Genomic DNA, 11930 nt, shown 5'->3' with positions numbered 1-11930 from the left:
CTGTTGCCATAACAGGGGAATATAGGAAAGCAAACGTATTGGAAAATAAGCACTGGAAATTGTACAAAGCCGACAAGCATCAGTCTCTGACAAACCGCTTATAAAAGCGGAGGGAGCTGGACAAGATTTACAGCCAGGCGGTTGGTTTTAAAGATGTACTGACCAGGGCTTAGCCCCACACTTTTCCGGAACTCCCGGATGAGGTGTGCCTGGTCATAATAGCCACTTTCATAGCCGATGTCTGTGAGGCTTTTTTCCGGGGATTTGGTCCGGAACAGCTTTAAAAAGAACTGTAAACGGATCACATTGGAGAAGTTTTTAGGAGAAATTCCGATATTTTCTTTGAATTTTCTTTCCAGTTGTCTTTCACTAACCTGGAGTATTTGATTCAGTTCATGTATCGGGGTTAGGCCATGATGGGCATAAATCAACTCCAGGCTTTGCCGGATCACCGGATCTGTGTCCAGGCAACCGTTTAATTTTTTGGTCAGAAAGTGTTCCAGGATTTCAATGCGCCTCACATTATCTGCTGCATGAAGGACCTGATCTTCCAGCGTTCTGGCTTCAGCGCCCCAGAAATCAGGCAAAGTGCAGATTTCGTCGCTGAGCTCATTGGCGGGAATTCCCAGCAGCAGGTGGCCTCCATGAGGCTGAAAGACCACCACCAGCATTCCGATTTTACCCTGGGACCGGATGCGCCTGAATTTGCTCACCTGCCCGTAGATAAAGCTCCCGGGATGCTCAACAAAAGGATCTCCATAATGAAAAACCATTCCCGAATTACCATCTGGAAAAAAATGATGTTCCGCCAGTTCCGGATGATCACTTTCGATAATGAGAAAGTGTTTGATCATATTGGACAGATGAGGGGAGGGAAAGATTTGCATAGGAGCTGTTGTTAAGCCGGTACGGCTTGTTTGTTATACTTGTTCCTGTACTCTATCGGGGTTAGTCCGGTAATCTTTTTAAACACATCCCGGAAGGCCTTTGTATCCGTATATCCGACATCGAACATCACTTCCGTAATGTTTTTTCTGCTACTTTCAAAGCTTCTTTTTGCCGCTTCAATTTTTACCCTCTGGATGTATTCTACGACGGTATTGTTGGTGGCTTTACTGAATCTCCGTTCAAAGCTTCTTCTGCCCAGGGCAGACATGCCAGCCAGCTGGTCTACAGTGATTTTATCCTGATAATTACTTTCTATAAATTCCTGAACCTTTTTGATCTCGATATCTTCATGGTCTTTCTGGCCCTGGAACATCATAAATGCAGCCTGACTTTCCCTGTCTATATCAATGGCGAAAAACTTGGAAGCCAGAATTGCAGTGTCACGGTCTGTATATTTCTCTACCAGATAGAGCAGTAAATTCCAATAGGAATTGGCTCCGCCACTGGAGTAAATCCGTTGTTCTTCGGTGATGATACTGCCATCAACGAGGGTCACATCAGGAAACATCTCCCGGAATTCCGTTGCATGCAGCCAATGGGTAGAGCATTGCTTTCCTTTAAGCAAACCTGTGGAAGCGAGGAGGAAGGCACCAATACATAGTGAAGCGACTTCAGCCCCTTTATGGTAATGGTCAATGATCCATGGAAGGAAGTCTTTGTTCAGTTCCAGGGCAGTTTTCATATGTCCGCTCAATGCAGGGATAAAGATCAGGTCGGTCTTTTTGACTTCATCAATTAATTTATCCGCGTGGACAGAAAAGAGGCTGTTGTTCAATCTGGTTTCTTTTGATAAACCCACCAGTTGTACATGAAATAAGGCGGGCTTTCCCGAAGATTCCAGAAACTCGTTAACCATCCTGAAGAGATAGCCTGGATCGGCAATAGATTCAATAACCGCTGTTTCAGGAACTAAGATTGAAATATGTTTCATCTGCGCATTCGATTTGATATCAAATATATTGTGTTTTATTGTCGTAAACAACCCCTTTAATTGTCGCTTTTACACAAGGCTTTTTTTTAAGCTTCCTGTTAAGTTTGAATCGTTAATTTATTTTGATCATGATGACATCTATTAACTCCTATCTCACTTTTGCCGGCAACTGCAGGGAGGCGATGACTTTTTACCAGTCCTGCCTGGGTGGAGAACTGAGCTTCCAAACGATTGGAGCATCACCGCTATCGGAAAAAATGCCGGAAAAGATGAAAGGTTATATTTTACATGCGACGCTGACGAATGGACTGATCCGGATTATGGCATCGGATATGGTAGGGAGCGAAGGCTTGTTAAAGGGGAACGCGGTTTCCCTGATGCTCAATTGCAGTACAGAGGCCGAAGCCCGCAGCTGTTACGAACGCCTTGCAGCGGGAGGTACCGCAACCCATCCTTTGGAAGATAGTTTCTGGGGGGCTTTATTCGGCGACCTGAAGGATAAATATGGGAACAATTGGTTGTTACATTTTGATAAAAATCAGCAGTAGGTGGATTAAAGACCTTTTTTTCCTTCCAGCCAGTAAGGTTTCATCCTGATTTGTGCGCCCGGAACTCCGGTGGAGACCAATATGCGGCGCAGGTTTTTGATGGTGTTTGCATTTCCACTCAGGAAGTAGGCCGTGGCAGAATCAGCAGTTTGCAGGTGTTGCCGAAGCCATTCTTCCTGTATCCTTCCCGGAAATGAAGGGATGGTTTGTAAGGGAATGGCCTTCATGCCAATCTTTTCCGGCCAGCCCATTGCTTCTGCTTCACATTCAATCAGGCAATGGATGTTGGTTACTCCGCCCGGCAATTGCTGTTGCATGCCATAGAAAGTGCTCAATGTCGTTTCATCACCCATCATGACCATTCTGGAACTGTTGTCGGGAATGATAAACTTTCCACCGGGGCCAATCAGGAGGAGCTCATCATTTACTTTCAATTCTGAGGCCCAGGTACTTCCGGGGCCCTTGCCATGAAGGTAAAACAGGACATCGGTATATCCTTTTTCCTTGTTCCAGTACATGGGGGTATAGTGCCGGTATTCGGTGTCTGTAACGCGGAACTCGACTTCCTGTGCGGGTTTCCATTCGATACTTCTGAGTGCATCGCCCTGGTACCTTATTCTTTTTAGCTTAGGGGCATAATATTCAACCTCAGTAATCACGGTTTGCTTGTAAGCAGCTTTAAAAGTTTTCTCTGAAAAATCAGCTAACCATTTGGGCATTCTGGGCATATCAAATTCTGTTTATAAAGTTCTGATCATGGTTTTTTAATCTTTGGGCTTATATCCAGGTCTTTTGTGGTTTAAAGAAGGTATTTGTTAATGACCGGAAATGCAATAAAATGAGGTAGAGGTTCATGGTAAGGACCAGGGTATCGAAGATCAGGAAATCCTGGGCATGAGTAATAAATAAATGACAGCAGAACATTCCAATGGAAATGGGCAGCAACCAGACCGCTCCGAAAAGATAGGTCTTCGTGAACAGCAGGAACAATCCGCCAAGAAATTGCGCGATACCAATTACCCAGATGTATCCGCTCTTTTCCCAGATCAGATAAAAGTTGATGAAGTCCTGCCCCAGCTTGAAATCAATATACTCCTGTACATTGATTTTGGTATAGAGTTTTTCCAATCCGTGCGGGATATATACATAAGCAAGTAAAGCCCTTACGAGGTAAGTGAAGATGGTAATGATGCGGTTTTCTGTTTCCATGAATTCATTCAGCGATTTTTGTAAAAGTACCCGGAGCAGAGGCGATGCTGTTTATCAATTCAGGATTTATATTTACGATATCAGGAGTATTTTAGGGTGATTAATTGCTTATCCTTTCCATATCCGTTGAAATATTGCTCGTAAACCAGTTTATTTCCTTTGGTGATGAGTATGCTATGGACTTTATCAAAGGCCGGGTGTTTTACCGAGTCTGTTAGCTGCGATAAAAGACCCTTATCTTTTACATGTGCAAGGGATGGAAAAGTGCCGGATATCAATAAGGCGAAAACGATAAGCTTAATCTTCATATTTAATTTAGTGAAGCAATTTTTTCGAAGACCCTGGCGATTACTTCTGCTCCCGGATCAGGGACGTTTCTCAATACTTCTTCAGAAAGGTAAGAGGAACGGCCAAATTTGGTATTGATGATCGTCTTGGTATGTTCTGCTCCTTGTCGTGCATGCTGGGCAACCAGGCTGGCCGTTTCTCCATTTGCAAGCGATTCAAAGGCAGGTTGTAAGGCATCTATCATGGTACGGTCGCCGGTTTGTGCGCCACCGTAATCCTTTACTTTTTGTAATCCTTCCAATAGCGATTTTCCCAGTTCAGGAGATTTGGTATAGGCCGTTCCGGCAGCAGTAAAGAGGATGGACAATAAGACGCCACTGGAGCCTCCGGCTTCTCTTGCCAGAATCCGGCCAATGCTGAGCAGCAATTTCCCGGTATCATTCAAAGGAAGTCGGTCTATGACTGTTAACAGCCTTCTGCCAGTCAGGGCAAAGGTAGATCCTGCATCACCATCTCCAACTTTAGCATCCAGTCCGTTGATTTCCTTTTCGATGGACACGAGTAGTTGCGCGACTTCGTTGATCAATTGATAAACCTGGTCATTAGCCGAAGCTTCGTAAGGAATGGTTTCCGGAAGTTTTGGACTGCTGACTTCGGCAGGTTTTTTAAAGGCTTGTACCTGCCAGGCATTGGGCTCGGCCTCTGCCAGTAAAGCTTTTTCTATTTCCGGGCTCAGTAATAAGACGGATACGGAAAAACCACTCATATTGATCGAAGACATGAGGGCTGCCGGGCCGATCATGTAATCTATTTTTGCGGCTAATTTTGTTTTGCGGAAAGCGTTGACCAGTAAGCTCATTTCAATTGGGCTTACGCTTCCCATATTGTTGAAGATCATGGCATAACGGCCATGTATATCCGGTAAATTTGCTTCGAGTTTTTCCATAGCAAGGGCCATCAGCTGATCTGCTTTTGCATAAGGAATGACTTCTATACCTGGTTCTCCATGAATTCCCAATCCTAGTTCTACCTGGTCATCATTTAACCGGGAGCTGGTTTCTTGTCCTAAGTGCTGGCACTCTGTTAAAGAAAGGCCAATAGAGGCGGTTTTGTCAATCACCTGTTGTGCAATGGCAGCGATTTCTTCCAGTGATTTTCCTTCTTCAGCAAGCTGTCCTGCAATCTTATGTACAAACAGGGTTCCTGCCAGTCCTCTTTTCTTTACGTCTTTGCCCAGGGCGATATCGTCATCTACGGTTACTGTTTTTACTTCGTATCCCAGGGCACGTGCCTGTTCTGCTGCCAGACCGAAATTGAGGCGGTCGCCGGTATAGTTTTTTATAATTAACAAACAGCCTTTTGGTCCTGTAGCTGCAAGGATGGCCGATAATACCGCATCCACAGTTGGGGAAGCAAAGATATCGCCACATACTGCTGCGGTTAACATGCCTTTACCTACAAAACCGGCATGTGCGGGTTCATGACCTGAGCCGCCGCCAGAGATGACCGCAACCTTTGATTTATCCCAGTCTTTACGGATCACCACCCTAACTTCAGGGAAGGAGTCCAGTCTTGCCAGTTTTGGATTGGTTAATAATCCTTCTATCGCTTCGTTTACAATCTGATCAGTTTCATTAATGAAGAATTTCATGCTTTATTTTTTTTCTCAATATAGTTATTTGGTGTACTTTCCTGATGTATTTTGAAAAAATATGACTTTTTGTGAAAAATAATTTGACGCTTAGGTCAGGGCTCTTTAAAATTAGTTTAGTTTTGCCGCCCATTAGATACCTGCCCATATTCCCCGATGCTAAAGAAGCTACAGAAGATCATAAGAAAATTCAAAAATAAGCCAGATAACGATTACGAGTCTATGCCGGAAACAGGTGGAAGTATCCATCACTGGCGACACCTTAAAGATGAACAGCTCTATACAGATAATGACTATGCGCTGGCGAGTCTTGAAAATGGATTTGATCTGGATGCCTCAGGATTTACACCTCAGAAAACGCGGGAAGAAAAAACAATTTATCATTGCTACTGGTATGGGGTTATAGGACGTAAACAGGCCTTTTCTATCAAATCATTCCTCTGTACCCAGGACCTGGGGAAGTGTCGGGTAGTTCTTTGGCTTGATCAGGACAATGGATTTGAAAATCATGATCAGAACCCCCTGTTAAAAGCAATTCTGCCTTTCATAGAAGTCAGATCTTATGATCCGTTTCTGGAGATGAAAGATACGCCATGGAAAAACAAAAAGAACCTGGTGGCTGAGTCTCAAAATTTAGCAAAACGATCAGATGCCTTCCGGTTTTTAGTGCTTTTTAAATATGGTGGGGTATACTTTGATCTGGACGTGATGTTTCTTAAAGATTTCGGTACGCTTCGTGATTCAGAATTTTGTTACGCATGGGAATCACAACCCTTTGCCAATAGCGCTTTACTGAGGTTGAACCGTCAAAGCTTAATTTCGACCTATATCATGCATAAAAGCATAGAAAAACATACGGTCTTACCCTGGGTGATTTTGAATTATTCGGATGTACTCCTGAAAGACTTATATGTTTTTCCATGTGCTCTTTTTGATCCAATATGGCAGGGAGGAAAACTGGAGAACAGCCCGCTTGCCGATTTTCCGGATTTCTTTAAACCTTTTGACCGGGAGTTTATCAATAAATCTGACATAGATTCTTATCAGAAATTTTTTCCAGGATGCTATGCTTACCACTGGCATAACCAATGGAAAGCAGATGAAGTTGAAAATTCATTTTTTGGCATCTTTGAAAATGAATTTAATGAGCAGCTGATGATCCCTTCAGCTGCTTCCGAACTACTCGTATTTTAAGGCATCTATCGCATTCGCTTTTGCCACTTTGAAGGTTTGTAAACTCACGGTTAATACCGAAATAAAAAGAGAGATCAAGCCTGCAATCAGGAAGGGCCAGATCGCGATGTCTATTTTGTAATCGTATTTACTGAGCCAGTTTTTCGCAAAAATATAGGCCAGTGGAAAGGCGATCATATTAGAGAAGATCACGAGTTTAATGAAATCTTTATTCAGCAGGATCAGTATGTTTTTCAAATCGGCACCAAGTACTTTTCTGATGCTGATTTCTTTGTTTCGCTGTTCGGCCATATATAAAGCGAGACCCAGCAACCCAAGGCAGGAGATCAGGATGGCAAAGCCACCGAAAATATTAGACAGGGCACTGAGCAGTTTCTCATTTCTGAGTTGTTCTTCCATCCCCTGGCTAATGAATTTGAGTTCGGCCGGGTACGCCGGGTTGATGCGGTTGCTGATGGTCCTGATGAGCTGTACAGATTTATTCAGAGGTTTTGAAGGATCGAGTCTTAACAACAATATCCGGCTTTTTGCAGGGTTAAAATAAAATAAGGTTGGTTTTGGTTTTTGCCCAATAGCTTCGTTGGAATAATCTTTTACCACGCCAATGATGGTCAGTGGCGGATTGTCTCCCCAGGTAATATTTGTGCCAACCGGATTTTTAAGTCCCATTGTTTTTACGGCCTGTTCATTGACCATCACAGAAGTAGCGGTGTCTGCCACAAATTCAGGGCTGAAATCCCTGCCAGCAAGGAGTCCGCCGCCTATGGTATTGGTGAATTCGTATCCTGTACTTCTGTAATCGATGACAGAATTGTCGTTCGCCGCTTTTCCAGGCCAGCTGATTGCTCCGGTGATGCTTCCTCCTTCCGTAAAAGTAGACGCAAACTCTGTTGCAGATACAATCGCGCCAGCTTTCTTTAATGTTGTTTTAAAAAGCTCAAGTTTCCCCGCTTTTGCCCATTCTCCCTCGATATCCAGTTGTACCAGACCATCTCGCTCAAAGCCAAGAGGTTTGTTTTTCATGAATTGAATCTGTGTGTAAATTATAATTGCACAGATGATCATGCCTACCGAAAGGCTAAATTGTACAATCACCAGGACTTTTCGGATAGACATGGAAGATCCACCGGTTCCCTTAAAACCCTTCAAAACTTTTGTCGGACTGAAAGAGGATAAATAGAAAGCAGGATAGCTGCCTGCGAGAAGTCCGGTGATGGAGACCATGGCTACCAATGTGGTCCAGAACAGATAGGAATGGTAATTGATCTGAATCTGGATGTCGAGCAGGTTGTTGAAATAAGGAAGGAAAATTTCTAAGAGCACAAAAGCGATCAACATGGCTGCAAAGGACAACAGCAGGGATTCCAGGATAAATTGCCCCATCAGGTTGAACCTTGAAGAGCCCATCGCTTTGCGGATACCCACTTCCCTGGCACGTTTTTCAGAACGGGCAGTGGAGAGGTTCATGTAATTGATGCTGGCAATCAGCAAGACGCAAAAGGCAAGAAAAGCAAAGAGTTTAACCTGATCTATTCTTCCGCCGGTTGTTTTTCCATTCTCAAATTCATCGTAAAGATGGAGTTTGGAATAAGGAAAGAGAAAGGCTTCAAGGTCTGTATCTTTTTCCTTTGAGAAAATCAGCTTTCTTACTGCAGCATCTGCGGCGGCAAAAGTCTGTTTGTCCTTTAGTTTGATGATGGTCATACAGGTGATCGTTCCCCAGCCATTTTCTTTTTCTGAAGGGTTTTCCTGCTCGAAAAGGGCCCAGGTTTGCAGGATATCAAACTGAATACTTTGATTTTTTGGAAGGTCTTCGATAACCGCCGCAACTTTTAATGGTTTACGGTTATCCCACATCACGCTTTGTCCGATGGGATTTTCGTTTCCAAAGAGTCTTTTTGCAGTGGAGGAAGTCAGGAGGATGGAGTTGGGGTCTTTTAACGCAGAGCCGGCATCTCCATAAATGAACTGGTAGTCAAATATTTTTAAAAAGGAAGGGTCAACGGTAAGCCCTTTCAGTTTGAAATTGTTTTCCTTATGGCTAAAGAGCTTGTCGGGCGTTGCCATTGCAATCCTGGCGGCGTTTTCAATGCCAGGGATGGTCTGTAAAGCGGTGGCGGCAAGTTTATTGGGCGTGGCTATGGTAGTATTGAGCTTTCCGTTGATTTTCAGGTTAAGCCTGGTGAAATAAGTTCTGTCGACATCCGCAAACTGTTTGTCGTAACTCCATTCATAACCCACATATAACAATAACATCAGCGAGCAAGCCAATCCAACGGCCAGACCGCCTATGTTAATTAAGGTAAATCCTTTACTTCTCCAAAGGTTTCTTAATGCAATTTTTAAGTTTATCCTGAACATGTGGTGTTTTTTTCTGGGTTTTGCGAATTGTATGCCATCTTTGTTTTCATGTTTGAGAACTTGATTTATTTGCGCCTAGAACGGTTTATAGCAATTCTCCTGTTCGGAAATGGACAGTAGCGGTGTACATAAACGCACAGCCTGGTTAAAGCCGCCTCATGCTTTCGTCATCGTCTGGTAAGCTGAGCTATTGGCAATACCAGAGCAGGACTGCGCTTTTCCTATGTGGTTGTGTCGCGGTCATAAATTTTCTAAGCGATTGGTTTTGGTTTGATGATACTGAGTACGAGTGCTGCAATTAAGGAACCGACCAGCAGAATGGAGGCAAGCAGGGAAATGCGTTCTCCCCAATAGTAGGATTTTGGTTCGAACTTAAATATCAGTTCATGTTTTCCTGCAGGCAATACCGCTGCCCTTAAAATGTAATTTGCCCTAAAGTAGGGTATTTCCTGCTGATCCACATAAGCCTTCCAGCCTTTGCTATACCATATTTCCGCAAACACGGCTATTGCCGCTTTGTTCGATTGATAGCGGTACACTAAATTGTCCGGGTGGTAACTGATCAGTTTAATTTCCGATTGCGGATCGAAGCCCGGCTTTTGCTGGTCGACCTGGGATTGAAAATCCTGATGAACAAAAACATCTTTCTTTGGGTCGAAGCTGGTGATGGCGTTCATTTCCTCTTCTGCATTTTTGACAAAATGTACCTGCGGGACGAACCAGGCATTTCCACTGGCCGTAGGCCTTTGGATGGCCTTCTCTGATAAACCTCTGGCGGTATCAGGAACAATCAGGTATTTTGTGTTGAGCATATCCAGGACAGGCTCGTTTATGGTTTTATTGAATTGCCTGTCCAGCATTTCCTGGTATCGCTGAAGTCTGGCAGAATGGCGGCCGCCGATAGATTTATGGAATATGGATGGGGTTGCATCACCCAGCGGATTGGAACGGGAAAGGTCAAACACCCGGTAGTCCAGACTTTTATCGGTTTGGATCAGCTTATCTACGGATCTGGGTTCAAATTGTGAGGCCATCATATCGGCATCTACGAAACTACGGTCGTTCAGGTATCTTTTGTCAATTCCCCAGACATCTGTCAGGATGACCAACGTCAGGACCATGAAGCCGGTCTGCTGACCGATCTTCTTTTTTAAAATCAACCAGATTAAACCTGCCGCAATCAATACGAAAGCCAAAGACCTGAAGGCATCTGCCCTGGCCACTGAAATGCGGTCTTTGATCAATGCATTTCCGATTTCATTTGCGAAGACCGGACTCCCGCTCACCTCATTGAGCTTTTGAATGAGCTGTGGATGCGCTGATGAGGTAAAGCTGAAAAACAGGGTAGGAATGAGCAGGAACAATACTAAAAAGCCAGCCACGATATAGATAGATTTCAATAAGTTTTTTTGCGTTATCCGGGGATCTTCTTCTCCGTCGGTCGCTTTTTTTAGTGCCAGAAAACCGAGAATAGGGAGGAGCAGGCAGGGGATGATCAGGGTGAATTCTACAGACCGGAACTTATTGTATAGTGGAACGTAATCGAAAAAAAGATCTGAAATGAGTGGAAAGTGTTTGCCAAAAGATAAAAACATAAACAGAAAGGAGGCAGATAAGACCCACCATTTCATTTTATCGTTTAACATAAACAGACCAAAAACGCCTAGAAAGCAAACGATAGCGCCAATGTACCACGGACCGGAAGTAGTAGATTTCTCTCCCCAATAACTGGGTAATTGTTTGACAAAATCTTCGGCCTGATCTTGTGGTTGTCCGTTTTTTATCAGGGTTTTTACCACTTCAGATCCTTTAACGGGAATTTGCGTAGCGGTAGAACCACCATAAGCATCGGGAATCAGAAAAGTGATCATTTCACCTACGCCCTGGCTCCAGTAATAGGCGTATTCTTTATCAAGACCATCTTGTATGGGCTGATTTGCTTTGCTAAGGTTGGCCTTTCCACGGATAGATTCTTTTCCATACTCGTAGGTGGTCCATAAGGTTCCGGCATTTACACCGATAGCGATAACCGCTGCGGCTGCCAGATAAGAAATAGATTTGAAAAAGCTTTGCGTAGTTTTAGACTGAATGGCATGGTATAGTTCGAAGCCGATCAGGATCAATATCGCAATGAGCAGGTAGTAGGTCATTTGGATGTGGTTCGCCCTGATTTCTATAGCCAGGAAAAGAGCCGTTAGGGAGGCACCGAGCAAATGTTTACCCTGTAAAGTGAGGATGATTCCGGCAAGAATAGGTGCGAAAAATGCAATGGCGAATGCCTGGTTGGCATGTCCTGCCTCAATCAAAATAAAGTTAAAGGAGGAGAATGCAAAGGCAATTGCTGCCCCTGCGGCCAGCCATGGCCTCAGGCCTAAAACACAAAAAAGAAGATATGCACCGGCTAGATACAAGAAGATAGTGTCTACCGGATTGGGGAAAACAGCTTTGAAAAAGTTAACGACATAACTGCTGACATTAGATGGGTATTGAACCCAGATCTGGAAAGCCGGCATTCCGCCAAACATGGAGTTTGTCCATAGTGGTCCTTTACCCGTCTCCGCTTTTACCTTCATAATCTCTTTTGACATCGCCTGTGCTTCTACGACATCGCCTTGATAAAGGACTTTATCCTGAAGTACAGGACTGAGATAGATGAAACTGATGGCGAGAAAGAGGACAAGGATGAGCAGGTGAAGGTGGTTTCTTTGTAGCCAGTTTTTCATAATGGGTGTCCAATTGATTTCTTTTTTATTACCGCAATAATACAAAAATTAAAAACTGTGTTTCAATGGAGACATTT

General features: G+C 43.9%; 10 protein-coding genes. 2 read left to right on the top strand and 8 right to left on the bottom strand.

The genetic code is table 11. The features are described from left to right. Nucleotides 1–98 precede the first annotated feature (98 nt). Both BLQ87_RS11350 and BLQ87_RS11345 read right to left on the bottom strand, forming a co-directional pair. A complete protein-coding gene (locus tag BLQ87_RS11350; RefSeq protein ID WP_074606528.1) occupies nt 99–887 on the bottom strand; it encodes a helix-turn-helix transcriptional regulator in 789 nt (262 codons plus the stop codon). A gap of 11 nt (nt 888–898) precedes the next feature. Next, on the bottom strand, nt 899–1879 hold the full coding sequence (locus tag BLQ87_RS11345; protein WP_074606526.1) for a GlxA family transcriptional regulator: 981 nt from the start codon (nt 1877–1879) through the stop codon (nt 899–901). A 128-nt stretch (nt 1880–2007) separates the two neighbouring features. On the opposite strand from BLQ87_RS11345, the gene BLQ87_RS11340 reads away from it, so the two are divergent. Then, nucleotides 2008–2427: a VOC family protein gene (locus BLQ87_RS11340; RefSeq protein WP_245723843.1), complete on the top strand. Its 420-nt coding sequence runs from the start codon at nt 2008–2010 to the stop codon at nt 2425–2427. 5 nt (nt 2428–2432) lie between these two features. On the opposite strand, the gene BLQ87_RS11335 is transcribed toward BLQ87_RS11340, so the two are convergent. The 4 genes from BLQ87_RS11335 to BLQ87_RS11320 all read right to left on the bottom strand — a co-directional run bounded on the left by BLQ87_RS11335 (nt 2433) and on the right by BLQ87_RS11320 (nt 5575). Next, complete coding sequence (locus BLQ87_RS11335) at nt 2433–3155, bottom strand: siderophore-interacting protein (RefSeq protein WP_083361808.1); 723 nt, start codon at nt 3153–3155, stop codon at nt 2433–2435. A 49-nt stretch (nt 3156–3204) separates the two neighbouring features. Continuing rightward, nucleotides 3205–3636 carry a DoxX family membrane protein gene (locus BLQ87_RS11330; RefSeq protein WP_074606522.1) on the bottom strand — a complete coding sequence of 144 codons (432 nt, stop codon included), beginning with the start codon at nt 3634–3636 and terminating at the stop codon, nt 3205–3207. A gap of 80 nt (nt 3637–3716) precedes the next feature. Continuing rightward, nucleotides 3717–3944, bottom strand: coding sequence for a hypothetical protein (locus tag BLQ87_RS11325; protein WP_074606520.1), 228 nt, complete (start codon nt 3942–3944; stop codon nt 3717–3719). A 2-nt stretch (nt 3945–3946) separates the two neighbouring features. After that, a complete protein-coding gene (locus tag BLQ87_RS11320; protein ID WP_074606517.1) occupies nt 3947–5575 on the bottom strand; it encodes a dihydroxyacetone kinase subunit DhaK in 1629 nt (542 codons plus the stop codon). A 156-nt stretch (nt 5576–5731) separates the two neighbouring features. On the opposite strand from BLQ87_RS11320, the gene BLQ87_RS11315 reads away from it, so the two are divergent. Beyond that, nucleotides 5732–6769 (top strand): glycosyltransferase, encoded by a 1038-nt coding sequence (locus tag BLQ87_RS11315; protein WP_074606515.1) that lies wholly within the window; start codon nt 5732–5734, stop codon nt 6767–6769. Here the strand turns inward: BLQ87_RS11315 and BLQ87_RS11310 are convergent. Both BLQ87_RS11310 and BLQ87_RS11305 read right to left on the bottom strand, forming a co-directional pair. Beyond that, nucleotides 6755–9130 (bottom strand): ABC transporter permease, encoded by a 2376-nt coding sequence (locus tag BLQ87_RS11310; protein WP_074606513.1) that lies wholly within the window; start codon nt 9128–9130, stop codon nt 6755–6757. The genes BLQ87_RS11315 and BLQ87_RS11310 overlap by 15 nt on opposite strands. 251 nt (nt 9131–9381) lie before the next feature. Further along, a complete protein-coding gene (locus BLQ87_RS11305) occupies nt 9382–11853 on the bottom strand; it encodes a YfhO family protein (protein WP_074606511.1) in 2472 nt (823 codons plus the stop codon). Nucleotides 11854–11930 lie beyond the last annotated feature (77 nt).

This window comes from Pedobacter steynii (genome assembly GCF_900103665.1).
Taxonomy (GTDB): domain Bacteria; phylum Bacteroidota; class Bacteroidia; order Sphingobacteriales; family Sphingobacteriaceae; genus Pedobacter; species Pedobacter steynii.
The sequence above is the reverse complement of the archived record's forward strand: the minus strand, read 5'-3'. Positions and strand labels throughout refer to the sequence as shown.